The organism is Modestobacter sp. SYSU DS0875 (assembly GCF_054050915.1).
This window is the reverse complement of sequence record NZ_JBJHAH010000007.1, coordinates 76012-97953: the sequence shown is the minus strand read 5'-3', so window position 1 is coordinate 97953 and position 21942 is coordinate 76012. Positions and strand designations below refer to the sequence as shown.

The 21942-nt window shown below is 74.5% G+C and carries 22 protein-coding genes; 12 read left to right on the top strand and 10 right to left on the bottom strand.

The window, feature by feature from the left end:
* Positions 1-39 precede the first annotated feature (39 nt).
* The 8 genes from ACI79Y_RS05995 to ACI79Y_RS05960 all read left to right on the top strand — a co-directional run bounded on the left by ACI79Y_RS05995 (position 40) and on the right by ACI79Y_RS05960 (position 6497).
* The gene (locus ACI79Y_RS05995; RefSeq protein WP_457157594.1) at positions 40-567 is read left to right on the top strand and encodes a flagellar protein FlgN; all 528 of its coding nucleotides are present in this window, start codon (positions 40-42) and stop codon (positions 565-567) included.
* On the top strand, positions 564-1976 hold the full coding sequence (flgK, locus tag ACI79Y_RS05990; RefSeq protein WP_457157593.1) for a flagellar hook-associated protein FlgK: 1413 nt from the start codon (positions 564-566) through the stop codon (positions 1974-1976). The genes ACI79Y_RS05995 and flgK overlap by 4 nt, the downstream gene beginning before the upstream one ends.
* 4 nt (positions 1977-1980) lie before the next feature.
* A complete protein-coding gene (gene flgL / locus ACI79Y_RS05985) occupies positions 1981-2886 on the top strand; it encodes a flagellar hook-associated protein FlgL (protein ID WP_457157592.1) in 906 nt (301 codons plus the stop codon).
* Between the two features lie 133 nt (positions 2887-3019).
* Positions 3020-3271: a carbon storage regulator CsrA gene (gene csrA, locus ACI79Y_RS05980; protein ID WP_153361098.1), complete on the top strand. Its 252-nt coding sequence runs from the start codon at positions 3020-3022 to the stop codon at positions 3269-3271.
* 137 nt (positions 3272-3408) lie between these two features.
* Positions 3409-3984, top strand: coding sequence for a hypothetical protein (locus tag ACI79Y_RS05975; RefSeq protein ID WP_457157591.1), 576 nt, complete (start codon positions 3409-3411; stop codon positions 3982-3984).
* 107 nt (positions 3985-4091) lie between these two features.
* Entirely contained in the window at positions 4092-5204 is a 1113-nt protein-coding gene (locus tag ACI79Y_RS05970; protein WP_457157590.1) for a flagellar biosynthesis protein FliA, read from the top strand.
* A 190-nt stretch (positions 5205-5394) separates the two neighbouring features.
* Entirely contained in the window at positions 5395-5742 is a 348-nt protein-coding gene (locus ACI79Y_RS05965) for a hypothetical protein (protein ID WP_457083005.1), read from the top strand.
* Complete coding sequence (locus tag ACI79Y_RS05960; RefSeq protein ID WP_457157589.1) at positions 5739-6497, top strand: hypothetical protein; 759 nt, start codon at positions 5739-5741, stop codon at positions 6495-6497. The genes ACI79Y_RS05965 and ACI79Y_RS05960 overlap by 4 nt, the downstream gene beginning before the upstream one ends.
* A gap of 27 nt (positions 6498-6524) precedes the next feature.
* On the opposite strand, the gene ACI79Y_RS05955 is transcribed toward ACI79Y_RS05960, so the two are convergent.
* The 3 genes from ACI79Y_RS05955 to ACI79Y_RS05945 all read right to left on the bottom strand — a co-directional run bounded on the left by ACI79Y_RS05955 (position 6525) and on the right by ACI79Y_RS05945 (position 11629).
* Positions 6525-8438 (bottom strand): NlpC/P60 family protein, encoded by a 1914-nt coding sequence (locus ACI79Y_RS05955; RefSeq protein WP_457157588.1) that lies wholly within the window; start codon positions 8436-8438, stop codon positions 6525-6527.
* Positions 8439-8796: 358 nt separating this feature from the next.
* Complete coding sequence (locus tag ACI79Y_RS05950; RefSeq protein ID WP_457157587.1) at positions 8797-10098, bottom strand: citrate synthase; 1302 nt, start codon at positions 10096-10098, stop codon at positions 8797-8799.
* Between the two features lie 136 nt (positions 10099-10234).
* A complete protein-coding gene (locus tag ACI79Y_RS05945) occupies positions 10235-11629 on the bottom strand; it encodes a class II fumarate hydratase (RefSeq protein WP_457157586.1) in 1395 nt (464 codons plus the stop codon).
* A 350-nt stretch (positions 11630-11979) separates the two neighbouring features.
* Between ACI79Y_RS05945 and ACI79Y_RS05940 the strand changes: the two genes are divergently transcribed.
* The gene (locus ACI79Y_RS05940; protein WP_457157585.1) at positions 11980-12447 is read left to right on the top strand and encodes a hypothetical protein; all 468 of its coding nucleotides are present in this window, start codon (positions 11980-11982) and stop codon (positions 12445-12447) included.
* Positions 12448-12471: 24 nt separating this feature from the next.
* Positions 12472-13122: a DUF1707 domain-containing protein gene (locus ACI79Y_RS05935; protein WP_457157584.1), complete on the top strand. Its 651-nt coding sequence runs from the start codon at positions 12472-12474 to the stop codon at positions 13120-13122.
* Between the two features lie 46 nt (positions 13123-13168).
* Here the strand turns inward: ACI79Y_RS05935 and glpX are convergent, their stop codons facing one another.
* Positions 13169-14233 carry a class II fructose-bisphosphatase gene (gene glpX, locus ACI79Y_RS05930; protein ID WP_457157583.1) on the bottom strand — a complete coding sequence of 355 codons (1065 nt, stop codon included), beginning with the start codon at positions 14231-14233 and terminating at the stop codon, positions 13169-13171.
* Positions 14234-14300: 67 nt separating this feature from the next.
* On the opposite strand from glpX, the gene ACI79Y_RS05925 reads away from it, so the two are divergent.
* The gene (locus tag ACI79Y_RS05925; RefSeq protein WP_457157582.1) at positions 14301-14978 is read left to right on the top strand and encodes a DUF4245 domain-containing protein; all 678 of its coding nucleotides are present in this window, start codon (positions 14301-14303) and stop codon (positions 14976-14978) included.
* 61 nt (positions 14979-15039) lie between these two features.
* On the opposite strand, the gene ACI79Y_RS05920 is transcribed toward ACI79Y_RS05925, so the two are convergent.
* The 4 genes from ACI79Y_RS05920 to ACI79Y_RS05905 all read right to left on the bottom strand — a co-directional run bounded on the left by ACI79Y_RS05920 (position 15040) and on the right by ACI79Y_RS05905 (position 18597).
* Positions 15040-15261, bottom strand: a complete 222-nt coding sequence (locus ACI79Y_RS05920; protein WP_457157581.1) for an exodeoxyribonuclease VII small subunit — start codon at positions 15259-15261, stop codon at positions 15040-15042.
* On the bottom strand, positions 15258-16481 hold the full coding sequence (xseA, locus tag ACI79Y_RS05915) for an exodeoxyribonuclease VII large subunit (protein WP_457157580.1): 1224 nt from the start codon (positions 16479-16481) through the stop codon (positions 15258-15260). Before xseA ends, ACI79Y_RS05920 begins: the two co-directional genes overlap by 4 nt.
* 97 nt (positions 16482-16578) lie before the next feature.
* Entirely contained in the window at positions 16579-17403 is an 825-nt protein-coding gene (locus ACI79Y_RS05910) for a M15 family metallopeptidase (RefSeq protein WP_457157579.1), read from the bottom strand.
* Between the two features lie 105 nt (positions 17404-17508).
* Positions 17509-18597 carry a hypothetical protein gene (locus ACI79Y_RS05905; protein ID WP_457157578.1) on the bottom strand — a complete coding sequence of 363 codons (1089 nt, stop codon included), beginning with the start codon at positions 18595-18597 and terminating at the stop codon, positions 17509-17511.
* Between the two features lie 134 nt (positions 18598-18731).
* On the opposite strand from ACI79Y_RS05905, the gene ACI79Y_RS05900 reads away from it, so the two are divergent.
* The gene (locus tag ACI79Y_RS05900; RefSeq protein WP_457157577.1) at positions 18732-19703 is read left to right on the top strand and encodes a 4-hydroxy-3-methylbut-2-enyl diphosphate reductase; all 972 of its coding nucleotides are present in this window, start codon (positions 18732-18734) and stop codon (positions 19701-19703) included.
* A gap of 68 nt (positions 19704-19771) precedes the next feature.
* Here the strand turns inward: ACI79Y_RS05900 and ACI79Y_RS05895 are convergent, their stop codons facing one another.
* Positions 19772-20455 carry a DUF6542 domain-containing protein gene (locus ACI79Y_RS05895; RefSeq protein WP_457157576.1) on the bottom strand — a complete coding sequence of 228 codons (684 nt, stop codon included), beginning with the start codon at positions 20453-20455 and terminating at the stop codon, positions 19772-19774.
* A 271-nt stretch (positions 20456-20726) separates the two neighbouring features.
* Positions 20727-21851, bottom strand: coding sequence for a DNA recombination protein RmuC (locus ACI79Y_RS05890; protein WP_457157575.1), 1125 nt, complete (start codon positions 21849-21851; stop codon positions 20727-20729).
* Positions 21852-21942: the final 91 nt, after the last annotated feature.

Here is a 21942-nt window from a genome sequence, read left to right as displayed (position 1 = left end):
TGCCGATGGGAGTGGCGTCGGCACGCCCCACCCGGGCCCGTGCCGCAGACGGACACGACGACGAGGAAGGCGGCCGGCATGGACCACCAGCACCTGTCGACGTTGCTGTGGCGGGAGCACGAGCTCCTGGACCTGCTGCTGTTCAAGGCCGAGGAGAAGCAGTACCTGATCCTCACCGGGAAGAGCCGCTGGCTGCCCCGCATCGCCCACGAGATCGAGGTCGTCCTGGAGCAGCTGCGCACCCTCGAGGTGGAGCGCGCTGCGGCGACCGAGCAGATCGCCGGGCGGCTGGGGCTGGACGCCAACCCCTCCCTGCGGCAGCTGGCCGACTCCGCGCCCGCGCCGTGGAACGACCTCTACGCCAAGCACCACGAGGCGCTGCTGACGCTCGTCACCGAGCTGCGCAGCCTCTCCGACGCGAACAAGGAGCTGATCGAGAGTGGGTTGTCGGTGATCGGCGACGCGCTGCTGTCCACCCGCACCGGGACGCAGTCCGGGACGTACACCCAGAACGGCCGCGCCGCGGGCAACGCCTACCGCTCGGTGACCCTGGACGGTGCGATGTGAGCACGTTCTCCGGCCTCAACACGGCGACGAGTGCGCTGTGGGCCCAGCAGCGCGGGCTGGACGTCACCGGCCAGAACATCGCCAACGTCAACACCGAGGGCTACAGCCGCCAACGCGCGGAGCTGCAGTCGATCGGCGGCAACCCGGTGCCGGCGATCTGGTCGGTCAGCAAGGACGTCGGGCAGGGCGTCAACGCCGACACGGTGATCCGCATCCGGGATGCCTTCCTCGAGGCCCGCGCCCAGGCCGAGAGCGGCAAGACCGCCTCGATGACCGTGCACGACACCACCCTGGCGCAGATCGAGCAGGCCTTCCGGGAGCCGGGCGAGACCGGCATCCAGGCCAAGCTCACCGACGTGTTCAAGTCGTGGGGCGACCTGGCGAGCAACCCGACCGAGGACGGCGCCCGGACCGCGGTGCTGCAGAAGACCGCCACCCTGGTGGCCGAGTTCCACACCACCGACGCCGCCCTGGACAAGGCCTGGACGCAGACCCGAGGCGCGCTCGACGTGCTGGCCGACGACATCAACACCACCATCACGCAGGTGGCCGACCTCAACACCGCGATCAAGAAGGCCACCCAGTCCGGGCTGCCGAGCAACGAGCTGGCCGACAAGCGGGACGCCCTGGTGCTGCAGCTGTCGCAGTCGATCGGCGCGACGTCCTCGAAGGGCGACTTCGGCACCGTCGACGTCGCGGTGGGCGGGGCGACGCTCATCTCCGGGAGCTCCGCCACCGGCGTGCGGGTCGTCGGCACCGCCGACCCGCTGGAGGCGAGGACGACGCCCCCGCGGCTGGTGACCGATCCCGGTGGCACGACCCTGAACGCGGGCGGCACCGCCGGCGGGCAGCTCACCGCGCTGCGCGACACGATCCCCGCCTACCGCGAGCGGCTGGACGGCGTCGCCCAGAGGATGGCCGACGAGTTCAACGCGGCGCACACCACCGGTGTCGACAAGACCGGCGCCCGCGGCGGTGCCCTGTTCGACGACGGCGCGGGCGCCACGACCGGCATCACGGCCGCGACGCTCCGCCTGGCGATCACCAACACCGACCGGCTCGCCGCAGCGGACCTGGGCACGGAGGGCACGCCGAGCACGGACAACGGCAACGCCATGGCCATCGCCAGGCTGCAGAGCTCCGCGGACGGTACGGCGGTCGGCTACCGGCAGCTGATCGTGAAGCTGGGCGTGGAGGCGTCGGTGGCCACCGGCAACCTGAAGACCCAGACGGTGGTCGCCAGCCAGGTGGACGCCTCCCGGGAGTCGGTCTCCGGGGTGAACCTCGACGAGGAGATGACGAACATGCTCCGCTTCCAGCACGCCTACTCGGCGGCGGCTCGCATGATCACCGCGATCGACGAGACGCTCGACGTGCTGATCAACCGCACCGGCCGCGTGGGGCTGTGACCCGATGAGGATCACGCACAAGGCGGTCGTCACGACCAGCCTGCAGGGGCTGAACCGGAACATGGACGCGATCCAGAAGCTGCAGCAGCAGCTGACCTCCGGCAAGACGATCAACAAGCCCTCGGACGACCCGGCCGGCACCAACGCCGCGATCATCGCGCGGCAGGAGCTCGCCACCGCGACCCAGCACGCCCGCAACATCACCGACGGCATGGGCTTCCTGGACGCCACCGACTCCACCCTGCAGAACATGATCGCGCAGGTGCAGAAGGTGCGGGACCTGACCGTCCAGGGGCTCAACGACGGCGCCAGCTCGGAGAGCTCACGGGCGGCGATCGCCACCCAGGTCGCCGGCATCCGGGAGAGCCTGCTGGGCCTCGCCAACCAGACGGTGCAGAACCGTCCCATCTTCGGCGGCATCACCGCCGGCGCCACCGCCTACGACGTCACCACCGGCGCCTACGTCGGCAACGGGAGCGGGGAGACCCCGATCAACCGGCAGGTCTCCGACGCCGACGTCATCCGCATCGACATCACCGGGCCGGAGGCGTTCGGCGTGACCGATCCCGCGACGGGGCAGCGCGACCTGTTCACGATCATCGGGGACATCGCCGCCGACGTCGGGCCCGACCCGGCGGCGCTGGAGGGGCACCTGGCCGCCCTCGACGGGGCGCTCAAGGACATGCTCAAGGTCACCGCGGACATCGGGACGCGCACCTCACGGCTGGAGACCGCCAAGCAGGTCAACACCGACCTGCAGCTGTCCCTGACCAGCCGCTCGGCCGACATCGAGAACATCGACCTGGCCAAGACGATCATGAACCTGCAGATGCAGCAGACCGGCTACGAGGCGGCGCTGTCCGCCACCGCGAAGGCGATCCAGCCCTCGTTGCTGGACTTCCTGCGCTGATCGGGGAAGGTCGGGTGCCGCACCGGCGCCCGGCCTGCCGAGAAGGGAAGTGCAGGGCGCCGCGCGGCGGCGTCCCGCCCCGCACCGCGGGGCGAGCCACGGATGGCACCACACCCATGGAGGGGTCAACGACATGCTCACACTCACCCGCAGCGTCGGCGAGAGCATCCGCATCGGCGAGGACATCGAGGTCTACGTCGTCGAGGTCCGCGGCGGCACCGTGCGGCTGGGCTTCAAGGCCCCCCGCGAGGTGGCGATCCACCGCGAGGAGGTCTACCGGCAGATCGCCGAGGCCAACGCCCTGGCTGCCGAGGTGGCCGCCGATGCGCTGGGCGCTTTGGCAGCATTCGCGCCAGAGTCGGAGCAGGCATCCAGCAAGAAGTGACAACGAGCTGGTCATATCGGGCCAATAACCGCTCGACACGTTCGCCTCAGTAGTCACAGGGCGGCGAGTCTTGCCGTCGCAGCTTCGGATCGTGCGCAAGCCTTCCCCTACCGCGCCAGCTACAGGGGGAGACCAAGATGGCACTCAGCGCACGCACCACGAGCACGGTCGATGCGGTCGACCTGCTCGCCGACAGCACCACGGCCGACCGGTACCGCACGGTCGGTGACGAGCACCTCGAGCCCGGCTGCCCGGACTCCGCCTGGTCCGACACCGTCGTGGTGCACGTGCAGCTCCGCCCGCGCCGCTCGGCCACCCGTCGCTGCCTCGCCGCGCTCACCGAGCTGGCCGCACGACACGAGTCGGTCGCCTTCGCCCTGACCGGCCTGTCCGGTGACGCCCGTGCGGTGCGGGTGACGGTCGGCGTCGAGCTGGGGCCGCGGGACCAGATCGCCCGGTTCTCCGCCGAGGCGCAGGCGGCCTACGCCTTCGTCGACGCGCTGTTCACCGACCTGTACGACTTCATGCCGGTCTACGTCGGTGAGCCGAGCGAGGCCGAGCGGGTCGCCGCGGCCGGCGTGCTCGACGCCGTCGGCGGAGCGCGGACCCCCGCGCCCCGTTCGCCGATGCCCCGCATCCCCACCCCCCGCACCCCGTCCTCGGTCGCGGGTGCGGCGGTCGCCGGCTTCCGCGGCATCCCCGTCCCGGCCTGAGCCCGGTCGTCGGGCCGCGCCTCGCCGCTCCGCCGCTTCGCCGCCTCGCCGTCGGCCTCCGGCCCCTCGTCACCCCGCCCACCTGCACTTCCCCTCAGGAGGACCCGGTGCCCCAGCACACCACCACCCCCGCCGACACCTCACCCGCGGCCGACGACGACCGTGGCCGCAGCCGCGAACCGCTGGTCTTCGGCGGACTGACCGAGGCCGAGGGATGGGCGCTCGCGCCCATCACCCCCCGCGACCGGGTGCACTTCCGCACCGACCGGGAGCTGTCGCTGACCGACTTCCGGGCAGCCCTGCCCACCGGCGTCGAGGTGAGCTACGACGAGGGGGAGGGCCTCTACCGGGTCGACGGCCGGCCGGGCACGGGGGAGGCGCTCGCCACCCTGGTCCGCGGCTGGTGCGCCGGGGAGGGGATCGCCACCGTCGGGCTGCGCCCGGAGGCCGGCGTCCGCCGCCGCGCCCCCCGGGACCTGCCGCCGGCCTTCCTCGCCGACCTGTGCCGGCACTACTGCCGGGTCAGCCTCAAGCGCCTGCAGCGGAACATGAGCACCATCCGGCTGCACCTGCCGGACAACGACGACATCGACCAGCAGGTGGCCGAGTGGGTGCTCAAGGCGGTGTCCACCTACGACGAGACCAAGTCGGTGCCGTTCGGCGCCTACCTGGCCACCCAGCTGTCCAAGTGGGTGCACGACCTGGGCCGCAACGCCTACGGGCGCACCGCCGCGGACACCGAGAACAAGCAGCAGAAGGCGGTCGCCGCCTTCACCGCCGAGCACCAGCGCCGGCCCAGCGAGAAGGAGCTCGCCGCCTACATGGGGCAGAGCGTGGCCACCCTGCGCCGCAACTCCCAGACCGTCGCCACGCTCACCGGGCTGCGCAACCTCCAGTCGCTGGACGGCGGTGCCGACGCCGTGGAGTTCGTGCTGCCCGACGGCGCCGAGGTCCCCGACGAGATCATGGGCGAGGCGGAGCAGACGCTGCTCTCGCACGCGCTCACGGCGGCCTGCGCCCCGGACCCCACCGCGCGTCGCGACCAGCGCGCCGCCCAGCCCAACGTGCTGGGCTGGGCCACCTGGTACCTGACCACCTGGGGTGGCAAGACGAAGACCCAGCTCTCGGCGGACCTGGGCACCTCGGTGCGCAACATGAACGTGCACGCCGACCGCGCGGAGAAGGCCCTCAAGACCCGGCTGACCGAGCTCGGCGGCTGACCCCACCGCACTGACCGGCGACCGCCCGGCACCCCGACCCGGGGTGACCGGGCGGTCGGCGTTCCGGGCCCGCACGGACGGCGGAAAACGGTCGACTACGGGTCCACCTGGCCGCCGACCTGCCGATATCCCTCTCGTGACCGCCCCCGACCGCTCCCGCCGCCCGCGGGAGCCCCGGGGGGAGCGGCTCGTGAGCGTCCCGCCGGCCGAGGACACCCGGCAGCCCGTCCTCGTGCCGCACTGGCTCGACGCCGCTGATCGCAGTGAGGTCGAGCGGGCGGTCCAGACCGCCCTGGACGGGGCTCCGGTGCACCCCGTGGCGGCCGTCCACCTCGGGGACGTGCTCACCGAGCTGCACGTGGCGGCCGCCCGCGAGCTGGTCTGGCCGGCCTCGGTGGCGCGGGTGCGCAGCGCGACCGGCTGGGGGGACGACGTCGTCCCGGTCCGGCTCAGCGCCGTGGAGCTGGCCAGCGTCCTGTCGCTGACCGGCCTCGGCCCGGTCGCCCGGGCGGCGCTGACCGGGGGACGCAGCCGGTGACCGACTCGCCCTTCGGCTCCCCGGCCGGGCTGCTGCGCCGGCTGGTGCGCACCGAGGTGGACGTCGACGACGTCCGGGACGCCGTGGACCACCTGGCCGGGACCCACGAGCTGCCCGGGCTGCGGCTCTCGGTGGCCGACGGGCCGCGGGGTGCGCTGCTGGTCGTCGAGGAGGCCGGCCGGGTCAGCCGGGCGCTGCTCGATGACCTCGCCGAGCAGATGACCCGGGCGCGCATCGACAGCACCCCGGACGCCGTGCTGGCCGGGCTGCGCGCCTGGCTGGACCACCGGCCGGTGCCCGACCCGGTGGCTGCCGCGGCCGGGGTCGCCGTGCTCGACTGGGCCGAGGGCCGCGGCGAGATGCTGGGGTGGCGGGTGGTGGTCCGGCGGGCCGGCCTGCTGGTGCCGTGGCGCCCGTCCCGGAGCGCCTCGCTGCCCGACGTGCACCGCACCCGCGCCGCCGCCTGGGACCGGTCGGCCGCGGTGGAGGCGGCGCTGCGGATCGAGGGCCCGGTCGGCCTGTGGACCACCACGAGCGTCCCCGGCGCCGACTCGGCGGTCCTCGTCGACCCCGAGCGGCTGCTGGGTGAGATGGCCGGGCGGGGCCTGCGGATGCACGACGTGCACGTGGTCGTGACGCCGCAGCGCCCGGTCGCGTGCGCGGAGGCCGGCGTCGCCCGCCGGCTGGTGGCCGAGGCGGCCGACCAGAGCGTCGTCCTGCCCTGGCGGCGCGTCGCTGACCTCGGCTGGACCTGATCGACCCGTCGTCCCGGACGCCGGAGCTCAGGTCAGGCTGCCGTACTCCCAGTGCCAGGGCTCCGGGTTGCTGCCGTCGGCCTGCGCCCAGTCGGGGTGCACCCAGCCCCAGCGACCGGCGTTCGCCTGCATCCAGGCGGTCTGCACGGTGCCGAAGACGTTGATCCCGCCGCAGAGGTCGACCGCCAGGGCCCAGCCGTGGTTGGAGGTGCCCGGGATCGCGGTGATCCTCGGCTTGCGGTGGTGGGCGTCGACCTGCGCGCCCAGCGACCGGTAGGAGTCGGTGATGCACAGCGGTGCGCCGAAGGCGGCCTGGTACGCCGCGGACATCGCCGAGTAGGCGGCCGCCGCGTCGCAGCGCAGCCGGTGCGGGTACCCGATCGAGCAGAGCTGGTCGCGGGGGATCTCGCCGTTGGCGAAGCCGCCCCAGGCGCCGCTCACCGGTGCCCGGTCGCTGCCCGGTGCGGGCACCGGGGCGGTGCAGGTGGCCGGGGTGGGGGTCGCGACCGGCAGCGGCGTCGGCGTGCTGGCCGGCACGGTCACGCGGACGGCGGCGCGCAGGTCGGGCACCTCGCGCACCGCGACCTGCCAGCGGTCGGCGGAGGCGGACAGCACGCTGCGGCCGCCGACGTAGATGCCGACGTCGTCCAGCGTGGTGCCGCCGACGGTGCTGAACACCAGGTCGCCGACCTGCAGCTGCCCCTCGGGCACGGGCGTGCTCTGCGCCCACTGGCCGGCCAGGCCGACGGGCAGGCCGAATCCGCCGTGCGCCCAGACGGCGGAGGTGAAGCCGCCGCAGTCGAACCCGTCGGGGCCGCTGCGGCCGGGCAGGTACGGCCGGCCCAGCAGGGCGAGACCGGCGCTGACCGCGGCGACGGTCTCGGCGGGCAGCACGGTGATCGTCGCGCCGGCGGCGTAGGTCAGGGCGACGCCGGGCACCGGGGTGCCGGCCGCGTCCCGAACGGCGGCCAGGCCGGTCGGCAGCGACCCGGGGGCGGCCAGCTCGGCGGCCGCCGGCGGCGTGATGCCCGCGACCGCGAGCCGGGTGAGGTAGTCCTGCCAGCCTGCCAGGGCGGCGGCGTTGTCGGCCGCCTGCGCGGGGCCGACCGGGGTGGCGGCGGAGCCGGCCCAGGTGGAGGCGGCGAGCGGGTCCAGGTCGGCGACCAGGTCCCGCACCTCGGCGAGCACCTCGGCGGCGTCCCGCCGCGCGTCGGCGGCGCGCTCCTCGGCGGCAGCTGCGGCGTCGGTGAACTCCGCGGCGTGCACGGCGGCCCGGGCGACACGGGCCACCCGGGCGTCCTGCGCGTCGGTGAGCTGCTCGGCGAGGCCCTGGGCGTGCAGCACGTCGCCGGTGGTCCCGGGGGAGTGCAGCGAGAGCTGGGCGAGCGGCCAGCGCTCCTCCGCGCTGCGCTGGTAGGCGGCCACGGCGATCTCGCCCACCGCGACCCGGTCGGCGGCGACCTCGGCCTGCGCGGCGGCGCCGGCGTCGCGGGCCTGCTGCGCCTGCGCGCCGTGGCGCGCGGCCGTCTCGGCGGCGGCCCGGTAGCGGGCCGCGGCGTCGGCGAGCGCGGTCGCGGTGACGCCGACCCGCCCCGGGTCGGTGACCTGGCCGGCCTCGGTCGGCGGCTGGGCCACCGAGCCCATCAGTGCCACGATCGCGACGGTCGCCCCGGTGACGACGCCGAGCCGGCGCCACCACAGGCGCAGGTGCCCGGTGGAGCCGGCCGGGCGCTTCCCGGCCGGCCGGCGCCGCGATGAGGGGCGTCCCGAGGTGCGGGGACGCCCGGTGCCGCCGTTCCGGCGCTGGGGCGCGCCGGCCCGGGGGGCGGCGGACCGGGCGGGGCTGCGGCCGGCCGGGGTGCGGGCCCCCGTCGCCGGACGCTGGCGGGGGGCCTGGGCGCGGGTCCGTGGCGCAGCGGACTGCGCGCGCGGTGCGGGCACCGGGTGCTCCCTCGGGTCGTCGGCCGGATCGCGCGGCTGCCGGTGGCAGCCGTGTCCTGATCTCATCGACGCCCCCCGGGAGGGGGTGAAGGGTCCTCACGCGTTCGGGGGGTGCGCCTCACCCCTCCGGGGGGTGCCGGTCACCCGGAGGCAGGGCGAGCAGTTCTGGTCGCCGACACAGGGGGACCCGCCGTCGGCGACCGCAACGACGCTCACTCGGGCCGCGGCCCCGTCGCCCCGGGCACGACGAGGCCCCGCCGTCCGCAGGGACGACGGGGGCCTCGTGAGGGGCTGGAACGGCCCCGCTGCAGGGGCCCGCCGCGAGCTCGCGAGCGGTGGGGGGCAGCGGGGTCCTTGATCAGCGCTGGGCGATCTCGACGAAGGAGCGCTCGGCGGGGCCGGTGTAGACCTGCCGGGGGCGCCCGATCTTGGTGGCCGGGTCCTCGATCATCTCGCGCCACTGGGCGATCCAGCCGGGGACCCGGCCGAGCGCGAACAGCACGGTGAACATCCGGACGGGGAAGCCCATCGCCCGGTAGATCAGCCCGGTGTAGAAGTCGACGTTCGGGTAGAGCTTGCGCTCGACGAAGTAGTCGTCGGAGAGGGCGATCTCCTCGAGCTGGCGGGCCAGGTCGAGGAGCTCGTTGTTGCCGCCGAGCTTGCTCAGCACGGTGTCCGCGGTCTGCTTCACGATCGCCGCGCGCGGGTCGTAGTTCTTGTAGACCCGGTGCCCGAAGCCCATCAGCTTGACGCCGGGCTCCTTGTTCTTGACCCGCTCGACGAAGCGGGGGATGTCGCCGCCGTCGCGCTTGATCGCCTCCAGCATCTCCAGCACCGACTGGTTGGCGCCGCCGTGCAGCGGGCCGAACAGCGCGTTGATGCCGGCGGAGACCGAGGCGAACAGGTTGGCGTGGGAGGAGCCGACCAGCCGCACCGTGGAGGTGGAGCAGTTCTGCTCGTGGTCGGCGTGCAGCACGAAGAGCATGTCCAGCGCCTTGACCAGCTCCGGGTCGGCCTCGTACGGCTCGGCCGGGAAGCCGAAGGTCATCCGGAGGAAGTTCTCCACCAGGCCCAGGGAGTTGTCCGGGTAGAGCATCGGCTGACCGACGGACTTCTTGTAGGCGTAGGCCGCGATCGTGGGGAGCTTGGCCAGCAGTCGGACGGTCGACAGCTCGACCTGCTCGGGGTTGAACGGGTCGAGCGAGTCCTGGTAGAAGGTCGACAGCGCGCTGACCGCCGAGGAGAGCACCGGCATCGGGTGCGCGTCGCGCGGGAAGCCGTTGAAGAACTGCTTGAGGTCCTCGTGCAGCAGGGTGTGCCGGCGGATCCGCTGGTCGAACGCCTCCAGCTGGTCGGCGGTGGGCAGCTCGCCGTAGATCAGCAGGTACGACACCTCGAGGAAGCTGGCCTGCCCGGCCAGCTGGTCGATCGGGTAGCCGCGGTACCGCAGGACCCCGGCGTCACCGTCGATGTAGGTGATCTCCGAGGTGCAGGAGGCGGTGTTCACGAAGCCGATGTCCAGGGCGACCCTGCCGGTCGTGGACAGCAGCTTGCTGGTGTCGATGCCAGGGGCGCCTTCCGTCGCGGGGATCTCCCGCAGGGGGAGTTCGCCGCCGGGGAAGCGCAGGGCCACGTCGTCGGTGCTCGCTGTCTCGCTCATCAGTTCTGGACGCTACTGCCCCGCGCCCCCGGATGGCGTGCCAGGGGGCAGGATTCCTGCTCTTTGCACGCCATCCGGCCCCTCTGCAGGGGCCCGCCGCGAGTTCGCGAGCGGTGGGGGGCAGAGGGGTCCTTCCTCAGGGGTGGGTCATGGAGAGGACGTCGAGGGCGGCGTCCAGCTGCTCCTCGGTGAGCTTCCCCTGCTCCACGTAGCCGCGCTCCACGACGACCTGGCGGATCGTCTTCTGCTCGGCCAGCGACTGCTTGGCGACCTTGGCCGCCTCCTCGTAACCGATGTACTTGTTCAGCGGGGTGACGATCGACGGCGAGGACTCCGCGTACTCGCGGCACTGCTCGACGTTGGCCACGATGCCGTCGACGCAGCGGTCGGCGAGCAGCCGGCTGACGTTGGCCAGCAGCCGGATCGACTCCAGCACGTTGCGCGCCATCAGCGGCAGCGTCACGTTCAGCTCGAAGACGCCGGTGGTGCCGGCGTAGGTGACGGCCGCGTCGTTGCCGATCACCTGCGCGCCCACCTGGATGACGGCCTCGGGGATCACCGGGTTGACCTTCCCCGGCATGATCGAGCTGCCCGGCTGCAGGTCCGGCAGGGCGATCTCGCCCAGCCCGGTGCGCGGGCCCGACCCCATCCACCGCAGGTCGTTGGCGATCTTGATGAGCCCGACCGCGATGGTCTTCAGCTGGCCGGAGCCCTCGACCAGGGCGTCGCGGGAGCTCTGCGCCTCGAAGTGGTCGCGCGCCTCGGAGAGCGGCAGGCCCAGGTCGGCGGCGAGCTTCTCGATGATCGCCGCGGCGAACCCGGGCGGGGTGTTGATCCCGGTGCCGACGGCGGTGCCGCCCAGCGGGAGCTCGCCGACCCGGGGCAGCGAGGCCTGCAGCCGCTCGATGCCGTAGCGCACGGCGGCGGCGTACCCACCGAACTCCTGGCCCAGGGTGACCGGGGTGGCGTCCATCAGGTGCGTGCGACCGCTCTTCACGACCTCCGCGTACTCGGTGGCCTTGCGCTCCAGCGAGGCGGCGAGGTGCTCCAGCGCCGGCACCAGGTCGACGACGATCGCCCGGGTCGCGGCGACGTGGATCGCCGAGGGGAAGACGTCGTTGGACGACTGCGAGGCGTTGACGTGGTCGTTGGGGTGCACGGGCGAGCCGAGCGCCTCGGAGGCCAGGGTGGCGATGACCTCGTTGGTGTTCATGTTGCTCGACGTGCCCGAGCCGGTCTGGAAGACGTCGATCGGGAAGTGCTCGTCCCACTTGCCGGTGGCGACCTCGGCCGCGGCGGCGGCGATGGCGTCGGCGACGTCGGCGGGCAGGACGCCGAGCGAGGCGTTCACGGTGGCCGCGGCGCCCTTGATGGACGCCAGGGCGCCGATGAGCTCACGCTCGATCGGGGTGCCGGAGATGGGGAAGTTCTCGACGGCGCGCTGGGTCTGGGCCCGCCACTTCGCCCAGGAGGGGACGCGGACCTCCCCCATGGAGTCGTGCTCGACGCGGTAGTCCGTCTCGGTGGCCACGGTGCGCTCCCGGTGTGGTGTGGATGGTGACAGTGCTCCGCCAGCGACCCTAGACAGCCGCCCGGACGGCACGGCTGCGGGCGCCTGTGGACAACGGCTCCGCAGCGCCGCGCCGGCGCCCTACGCTCCGCCGGACCCCGGACCGGTGCTCCGCCGGCCCCCGACAGCAGGAGACGTGCATGTCCGAGCAGCACCCCGCACCACCGCCGCCCGTGCCGGGACCGCCGGCGCAGCCCGCCGGCTGGCCGGACGCCGGGTGGTGGCCCGGCACCGGAGGGTCCGGCCCCGGGGGGACGGGCGCGCCCGGTCCGACTCCTCGCGTACCCGCGCCGCGGCGCCCCGGGCCGCCGGTGGCAGCGGCCGCTGTCTTCGGCGGCGTCATCGCGCTCGGCATCGTGCTGGCCGCGTTCCTCGGCGCACTCGTCGTCCGGTCGGGCGCCGAGGACCTGGGCCGGGGCATCGGGGAGGGGCTCGCCGAGGCCTCGGCCGCGGCGATGGACGAGGCGCTGTCCGGCCTCCGGGACGACTTCGCCCTGGACGACTACGGCCTCGACGGCTTCGGCCTGGACGACTACGGCTCGGGGGACCACGGCCCGGACGCCGCGCAGGTGGAGCAGACCGACCCGGTGCCACCCGACGGCCTGGGCGACGACCCGGTGCTGGACGGCCTCGCCCAGCAGTGCTTCGACGGCGACCTCCAGGCCTGCGACGACCTCTACCAGGAGGCGCTGCTCCAGCCGGGGTACGGGGACTACGGGCTCACCTGCGGCGGCCGGGTCGAGGAGTTCGCCGTCTACACCTGCACCCAGCTGGACTGAGGTCTGCCCCGCTAGGGTCCGGTCATGGTCGAGGAGCCAGCTGCCGAACGTCCCGCCGTGCGCGCGTCGGACGCCGACCGCGAGGCGGTGGTGACCCGGCTGCAGACCGCCCTCGGTGAGGGCCGGATCGACGTCGACGAGTTCACCCAGCGGGCCGACGCCGCCTATGTCGCGACCACCGTCGGGGAGCTCGACGGTCTGCTGGCCGACCTCCCCGCGCCGGCGTCGGCCTTCCCGGCGGTGGGGGAGATCGTCGGGGAGCGGACCAACGGCTCGGTCGCCAGCGTGTTCGGCGACGTCAAGCTGACCCCGGTGGTCGGCGTGCCGGAGCGGGCCAGCACCGTGTTCGGCGACGTCCGGATCGACCTGCGTGGCCTGCGCACCGCCGCGGACACCGTGCAGCTGCAGCTGGGCACCGTCTTCGGCGACGTCGACGTGATCGTCAGCGAGGGCGTCGCCGCGGAGATCGAGGGCTGGACGGTGTTCGGCGACCGGAAGACCCAGCTGGCACCGGTGCCCCGGCTGGCCGGCACGCCGCTGGTGGTCGTCCGCGGCTGGACGGTCTTCGGTGACCTGCGGCTGCGCAGCCTGGCGCCGGGGGAGTCGCCGAGCAGGTGGCGCGCCGTTCTGGACCGGCTCGCCGACCGGCACACGCCCCCGCCGCCCCAGGCATAGGAGGCTCTGCACCCGGTTCCCGGGCCCGGACCGGGTGCAGAGCCTCCTATGCCTCCGTCGGTGCCTCGTCGCCGAAGGGCACGGCCGAGTACTCGTTGAGCTTGGCCAGCGAGTGCAGGCTGTCGATCGAGCGGATCGTGCCCGACCGCGACCGCATGACCAGCGACTGCGTGGTGGCCCCGCCGGCCCGGTACTGGACGCCGCGCAGCAGTTCGCCGTCGGTGATGCCGGTGGCCACGAAGAAGACGTCGCCCTGCACCAGGTCGTCGATGGTCAGCACCCGGTCCAGGTCGTGCCCGGCGTCGAGCGCCTTCTGCCGCTCCGCGTCGTCGCGCGGCCAGAGCCGACCCTGCAGCGCGCCGCCCATGCACTTGAGGGCGCAGGCGGTGATGATCCCCTCCGGGGTGCCGCCGATGCCCATCAGCAGGTCGACACCGGTGCCCTCGCGGGCGGCGGCGATCGCGCCGGCGACGTCGCCGTCGGTGATGAACTTGATCCGGGCACCGGCCTCGCGGACCTCGCTCACCAGCTGCTCGTGGCGCGGCCGGTCGAGGATGCACACGGTGACGTCGCCGACCGAGCTGCGCTTGGCCTTCGCGACCTTGCGGATGTTCTCGGCCACCGGTGCGGTGATGTCGACGACGTCGGCCGCGGCCGGACCGGTGGCGATCTTGTCCATGTAGAAGACCGCCGAGGGGTCGTACATCGCGCCGCGGTCGGCGACGGCCATCACCGCGATCGCGTTGGGCATGCCCTTGGCCATCAGCGTGGTGCCGTCGATCGGGTCGACGGCGACGTCGTAGTCGGTGCCCCAGCCGTCGCCGACGTGCTCGCCGTTGTAGAGCATCGGCGCCTCGTCCTTCTCGCCCTCGCCGATGACGACGACGCCGCGCATGTGGACGGTGCCGATCAGCGCCCGCATCGCGTCGACCGCCGCGCCGTCACCGCGGTTCTTGTCGCCACGCCCGACCCACCGGCCGGCGGCGAGCGCGGCGGCCTCGGTGACCCGCACCAGCTCCAGGGCGAGGTTGCGATCGGGGGCGGGGCGGTCGGCGCGGAGCGTCGACGGGGGCCGGGTCGGCAGCGGACCGTCGGGCAGGGGCAGGGACACGGGTCCTCCTGACGTCCGCACGGCGCTGTGCGGCAGGGTGGTGGCACGGTGCTGCGATCCTAGGGGCATGCCCGAGACCGGCCAGGCCGCCGACCAGGACCACACCCAGCGAGCCGGCGAGCACCGCCCCCGGACCACCACCGACGACGCCGCCGCGACCGACGCGCCGTCCGCACCTGCTGCCGCCGCGCCGTCGGCGGCCGGGGCGAGCGCGCCGCCGGTCGACCGCATGCAGCGGTTCACCCCGGCGAACATGGTCCGGTCGCTGCTGCCCCTGGTGGTGATCTGCCTGGTCATCGTCGGGGTCACCGCGCTGCGGCAGAACCCGGAGGACCCGATCCGGGAGGTCGCCATCGCCGGCACGGTCGAGCGCACGGCGGCCGCCGCGGGCCACCCGCTGCCGGTGCCGCAGGACCTGCCCGACTCGTGGCGGCCGACCAGCGTGCGCACCGACGTGCAGGCTCCGGTGACGCTGCAGATCGGCTGGTACACCCCGGGCGAGGAGTACGCCGGGTTCGTGGTGAGCGACGACCCGGACGCCGCCGCCCTCACCGACGTGCTCGGCGACGCGACGGGTGGCGGCTCCACCGAGGTGGACGACAAGACCTGGCAGCGGCTGACCAGCGCGCGCGGGGAGACGGTGCTGACCCGCACCGAGGGCCCCTCGACGCTGCTGGTGACGGGGTCGGCGACCGACACCGAGCTCGAGCAGCTCGCCGCCGCCGTGAAGCCCCTCGCCCCCTGAACGGCCCCCTCCAGGGCACCGCCCCGAGCCTGCGAGGGGGTGGGGAGGAGGGGGGCCCTGCTCAGTCCTCGGTGGGGGTGGCGGCGGCGAGGCGCTCGCGGGCCCGGTCCAGCCAGTGCTGGCACATCTCGGCCAGCTGCTCGCCGCGCTCCCACAGCGCGAGCGACTCCTCGAGGGTCAGGCCTCCCGCCTCCAGCCGACGGACGACGTCGGCGAGCTCCTCGCGGGCCTGCTCGTAGGTCTGGGTCGGCTCGGCGTTCTCCGGTGCGGGGGTCTCGCTCACGGGTGCCCATCCTGCCTGTCGACGCGCACCGGCAACCGGCCACCCGCGACCCGCACCTGCAGCTGCTCGTCGTCACCGACCTCCGCCGGGTCGCGCACCAGCGCGCCGTCGGCCCGCTGCACGACCGCGTAGCCGCGCTGCAGCGTGGCGGCGGGGGACAGCGCGGTCACCCGGGCCCGGGCGTGCTCCAGGTCGCGCTCGGCGACCTCCACCCGGTGGGTGACCGTGCGGGTGGCGCGCTGCCGCAGCGCGGTGACGTCGTCGGCGCGGCCGGCCAGGAGTCGCCCCGGGTCGGCCAGCACCGGGCGGCTGCGCACCGACTCCAGCCAGCGCTCCTGCTGCTCCAGCCGGGCGCCGACCAGGTGCCGGGCGCGCGCCCGCAGCCCCTCGACCAGCCGCCGCTGCTCGCCGATCTCGGGCACCACGCGGTGCGCGGCGTCGGTGGGCGTGGCCGCCCGGACGTCGGCGACGTGGTCGACCAACGTGGTGTCGGTCTCGTGGCCGACGGCGGTGACCACCGGGGTGCGGCAGGCGGCGATGGCCCGCACCAGCCCCTCGTCGGAGAAGGGCAGCAGGTCTTCCACCGAGCCACCGCCGCGGGCGAGCACGATGACCTCGACGGCCGGGTCGGCGTCCAGCCGCTGCAGCCCGGCGATCACCGACTCCGCGGCCGTGGGCCCCTGGACCGCGCAGTTGTGCACCGCGAAGCGGATGGCGGGCCAACGACGGCGGGCGGTGACCAGGACGTCGCGCTCGGCGGCGCTGTCCCGGCCGGTGATCACCCCGACGACGGCGGGCGCGAAGGGCAGCGGCCGCTTGCGGTGGGCGTCGAACAGCCCTTCGGCGGTCAGCAGCCGGCGGATCCGCTCGATCCGGGCCAGCAGCTCACCGAGGCCCACCGCGCGGATCTCGGTGGCCCGCAGCGAGAAGGAGCCGCGGGCCACGTAGTAGTCCGGCCGGGCGCGGACGATCACCCGGGCGCCCTCGGTCAGCTCGAGCCCGGGCCGGTCGGCGACGTCGCGGTGGCAGGTGACCGGCACCGACAGGTCGGCCGCCGGGTCGCGGAGGGTCAGGAAGACCGTCGCCGCCGCGCCGCGGCGGGACAGCTGCGCGACCTGGCCCTCGACCCACACCTCACCGAGCCGGCCGATCCACTCGGCGACCTTGCGGGCGACGGTGCGCACCGGCCACGGCGACTCGGGGGACGACGGACTGGTCACCCGACCGAGGGTGTCACGTGCGGAGTGACGTGCCGGAACGGCCTCGCCCAGAGGCTCGCCGCGAGCGTGCGAGGGGTGAGGGGGGCGAGGTCCTTCATCAGCCCGGGTACCCGGGGGCAGCGGGCAGCCCGAAGAACTCCTCCAGGGTGGACGCTCCGGAGCGCTGCAGCTCGGTGGCCAGCGCGGTGCCCACGTACCGCACGTGCCAGGGCTCGTACTTGAAGCCGGTCACGTCCTGTGCCCCCTCCGGGTACCGCACGACGTAGCCGAACTCCGCGCCGTGGTCGGCCACCCACCGGCCCTCGGGGGTGGTCGCTAAGCAGGTCTCGATGTCGCAGCCACCGCCGCCGACGTCCGCCGCCAGACCGGTCTGGTGCTCGCTGTAGCCGGGGCGGGCCACCTGGACCTCGGCCTGCTCCTCTCCGAACCGGCTGACCTGGGCGTCGAAGAGGCCGACCTGGTAGTCGTACGAGCGGTAGGCGCTCTGCACGCTGAGGGAGAGACCCTGGTCCGCCGCGGCGGCGAGCATCGCGTCCATCGCCTGCGCAGCCTCGGCCCGCAGCAGGTACCCGTCGCCGACCGGGACCAGGTCGGTGGGCGCGTGGTCGATCGGGTTGAGCGGGCGGGTCTTGTTCACCACCACCCAGAGGCTGGCCGGGTCGTCGAGGGAGAGCTGGGTCCGGTCGAAGGTCGGCTCGGCCGGCGTGCTCGGCGCGGGGGTGACGACCGGCGGCGCCGGGGCCGCGGACGGCTCGGGAGCGGGGGTGGTGACGGCGGCGACGGTGGGCGCGGAAGAGCGGGCCTCCCGGACCACCAGGACAGCACCGGCCGCCAGGACGACGACCACCAGCCCGAGCAGCAGGCTGAACAGCCCGGCCCGCCGTCGCCGCGGCGTGTCGCCGTGCCTGCTGCTGTCGGTCACTGGCTTCCCCCGCTCGGTGCGCCGGCGCCGCCCGCCGGACGGTGCAGATCCTGGCATCGCCTGCGGCTGCGCCACGGGGGTGCCCGGTCCGGCGGGCGGCGCGGGTCAGCCGCGGTCGGCGTTCAGCTTCTCCAGCCGGTTCTGCAGCAGCGTCACGTACGGCGCCCGCGCCCGGGTGGCCCGCTCGTAGTCGAGCAGGTCGGCGACCGTCTCGGTCGGGTAGGAGCGCAGGTGACCGCGCAGCGCGGGGATGCTGAAGGAGTCGTAGCCCTCGACCGGGGCGGACACCGCGGGCTGCTCGCCGGCGGGCACCAGCGGCTCGCTCGCCGCGCTGTCGGTCACCGGGCTGCCCGGGGTCACGCTCTCCGCCGCCTCGGGTCCACCGAGGTCGACGAGCTCCTCGGCCGCCTCCTCGAGTGCGGCGTCGTCCCGTGCGGTGTCGTCCCGTGCGGTGTCGTCCGCTGCGGTGTCGTCGGGTGCGGTGTCTTCGGGTGCAGGGCCCCCGACGACGGCGTCGGCGACCACCTCGTCGGCGACGGCGTCCTCGATCGCCTGCTCGTCCTCGGCGACGTCGGCGACGGTGTCGGCGGTGAGGTCGGCCAGCACCTCGTCGGGCACGGCGTCGGGGACCTCCTCGGCGATCTCCTCGGCCACGTCGTCGGCCAGCTCGTCGACCACCGCGGTGATCGCGTCGGCGGCCGGGTCGCCGGGCAGCGCGGCGACCTCGGCCGGGGTGATCTCGTCGACGGTGGGGGCGCTGTCGTCCAGCACGGCAACGGCGACGTCGTCCGGGAGCACCTCGGCGTCGGCCACCGGCAGCGCGTCGACCGCGAGGTCGTCGGCCAGCACGTCGGCGCGCTCGTCGGCGTCGGTCTCCTCCGGGAGGTCGGCGACCCGGTCGAACGCGGAGCCGCGCGGGGCCGGGCTGCCGGTCGGCGAGGACGGGCCGGGGAGGTCGTCGTCGAAGGTGGCCATGCCCGGCTCGGCGTCGCCGCGCAGCCCGGTGAACAGCTCGTCGCCGCGGGCGACCAGCCCCGAGTACTGCTGCTGCAGCCGCAGTGACGTCTGCAGTGCCTGGCCGATCAGCCGCACCGGCAGTCCGGGCAGCGTCTCGGGCAGCTTGCGCGCCTCGTCCAGCACGGTGGCGGCCAGTCCGGCGGCCGCGCGGACCACCTCGGGGATCTCTCGAGCCATGGCCCCAGCGTGCCGTACCGGGCGGCGCACGGCAGCCCCAGCAGGCGCGCTGCCGCCCGGTGGAGGGACGGCGCCCGGGGTGGTCCTCGTCTCGACGCCGCCGCACGTGCGCGCTGCGCACTTACCATGGGGGCATGGCTGAACCGCGTGGACGAGTCCTGCTGGCCGACCCCCGGGGCTACTGCGCCGGCGTGGACCGGGCGGTGGTGGCGGTCGAGCGGGCCCTGGAGATCCACGGGGCGCCGGTCTACGTCCGCAAGCAGATCGTCCACAACAAGCACGTGGTGGCCACGCTCGAGCGGCGCGGCGCGGTCTTCGTCGACGAGACCGACGAGGTGCCCGAGGGCTCGGTCGTCGTCTTCAGCGCGCACGGGGTCTCCCCGGCGGTGAAGACCCAGGCCGCCGAACGGTCGCTGCGGACCATCGACGCGACCTGCCCGCTGGTGAGCAAGGTGCACATGGAGGCGAAGCGGTTCGCCAAGGACGACTACGACATCCTGCTGATCGGCCACCGCGGGCACGAGGAGGTCGAGGGCACGATGGGCGAGGCCCCGGCGAACACCCAGCTCGTCGACGGTCCCGAGGACATCGCCAACGTCCAGGTGCGCGACCCGGAGAAGGTCGTCTGGCTGTCCCAGACGACTCTGTCGGTCGACGAGACGCTGGCGACGGTCGACTCGCTGAAGACCCGCTTCCCCGGCCTGCAGAGCCCGCCCAGCGACGACATCTGCTACGCCACGCAGAACCGTCAGCAGGCGGTCAAGCAGATGGCCGCCGAGTGTGACCTGGTGCTGGTGGTCGGGTCGACGAACTCGTCGAACTCGGTGCGCCTGGTCGAGGTGGCGCTGGAGGCCGGCGCCCGCGACTCGCACCTGGTCGACTTCGCCTCGGAGGTCGACGAGGCGTGGCTCGACGGCGTCGCCACCGTGGGCGTGACCAGCGGCGCCTCGGTGCCGGAGATCCTCGTCAGCGAGGTGCTCGACTGGCTGGCGGCCCGCGGCTATGCCGACGTGGAGACGGTGAAGGCGGCCGAGGAGCGGCTGGTCTTCGCGCTGCCGCACGAGCTCAAGACGCGCCGTGCGGCTCTGGCGGTCGACACCGAGTAGCCCCCGCGACGACGGACGGCCCGGCACCCTGGAAGGGGTGCCGGGCCGTCTGCGTTCGAGGCGGGCCGTCAGCGGCGGGTGACCAGCCGGAACAGCCAGACGGCGACGGCGGCGCAGGTGGCGATCGCCATCGCCGGGAAGCCGCGCACCAGCAGGGTGGCCAGCGTCGGCAGGGTGAACGTCGCCGAGGGGGCCAGGGCGATGTTGAGCAGGGCGACACCGATGAACACCAGCGGCGGGGAGACCAGGACGGTCATCAGGTCCCGGCGGCGGACGACGAGGGCGGCGAAGCCGCTGCTCGCCGTGAGCACCACGAGGGTGAGCGTGCCCAGGCCGATCCCGATGTAGGAGTCGGCGGCGGCCGCGGCGAGCGTGACCAGGAAGGCGCCGAAGACCGCGACCAGACCGGGCACCCGGGGGCCGGTGGTCGACGCCGGGCGGCCGGCCGTCGACGAGCCGCCGCGGCGGGGTGCCTCGGCCGGCGCGTTGCGGCGCTGCGGGGGCACCGGACGGGAGTCCCGCGGCCGGCGCGGGTCCAGGTCGGCCGGGCGGCGGGCGCCGGTGGCCTCCCACGGGTCGGTGCCGCGGGGGTCGGGGCGGCGGCGCTCGGGAGCGCGCCCGCGGTCGGGAGCCCGGCCGCGTGCGTCGCGCGGCAGCGGGTCGCGGCCACGCGGTGCGCCACCGCTGGACGCCCGCGGCGAGGGGTACGAGCGGCCCGCGGCTGCGCCGGTGTCGCTGCGTTCTGCCCGCATGGCGTCCTCCCGCCTGTCCTGGAGCCTGGCATCGACACTGACCGGAGTGATCGTGCACCTCCTCGTCCTCGGGAGGAGGTGCGCCCCTCACCGGTCGGGCCACGGTAACGGCCCTTCCTGAGTAGACGCTGGAGCCTGGACGCAGCGGCGGGTCAGATGTGCCCGTGTCGACACCGGCGACGTGGCGGATTCTGTGGGGTCCGGCCCCAGTCGCACCATCCCTCACCGCCGTCCCAGCCGTTGCGGAACGGCGGCGGCGACGGACGGCCCGTCAGCCGCTGGTGCCGTCCCGCTCGGACGTCGGACGCGCGGTGAGCTCGCTGTCGTCGGGCGGGGCCGTCGGCGGGCGCGCGGTGCTCGGCGGCACGTCGGGCACCGACCGCAGGGCGCGGACGGCGGTCTCCGCCGATGGCGGGGTGGGCACCGGGTCGGCGGCGACACCGAGCTCGTCGAAGCGGCGGGCGGCGGAGAGCACCGAGCGCTCGTAGGAACCGACCGTCTCGTTGTAGCGGGTCAGTGCAGAGCCCAGCGCCGAGCCCAGCCGGGTGAGGTGCCCGGAGAGGGTGCCCAGCCGGGCGTGCACCGTGCGGCCGACCTCGAGCACGGCGGCGGCGTCCTGGGCGAGCCGCTCCTGGCGCCAGGAGTAGGCGACGGTGCGCAGCAGGGCCAGCAGCGTGCTCGGGGTGGCGATGACGACGTCGCGGCCGAAGCCGTGCTCCAGCAGCGCCGGCTCGGCCTCCAGGGCGGTGGTGAGGAAGCCGTCGGAGGGGACGAACAGCACGGTGAACGGTGCCGCGGTGCCGAACGCGGTCGGGTACCGGCGGGCGGCGAGGACGTCGACGTGGGTGCGCAGCTGCCGCGCGTGGTCGGCGACCCGCTGGGCGCGCACCGCGGGGTCGGTGGCCTGCACCGCCTCGATGTAGCCGGTGAAGGGGACCTTGGCGTCGACGACCACCTGCCGGCCGTCGGCGAGGGTGACCACCAGGTCGGGCCGGACGGCGACGCCCTCGGCGGTGGTGGCGCCCGGCTGCTCCACGAAGTCGCAGTGCTCGAGCAGGCCGGCCACCTCGACCACCCGGCGCAGCTGGAGCTCGCCCCACCGGCCCCGCACGTGCGGGGTGCGCAGGGCGGTGACCAGCGCCGCGGTCTCCTGGCGCAGGAGGGCGGAGGTCTGGCCGATGGTGCCGACCTGCTCGCGCAGCTCCCCGTGCGCGGTGGCCCGGTCGCGCTCGATGCCGGCCAGCAGCCGGTGCAGGTGGTCGAGCGACTCGTGCACCGGCTCCAGCGCGTCGGGTGCGGCAGCGGACCGGCCGCGCAGCGCGACGAGGCCCAGGGTGATCGCGGTGGCGAGCAGGGCACCGAGCAGGAGCCCGAGCAGCAGGGAGGCGGCGTCCATGGTCGGGGAGCCTGCCCGACCCCACCGACAGTTCCGGGTCATGTGCGGCCGCGCCTCGCGAGGCATAGGAGCTTTGCACCCGGTTCTCGCC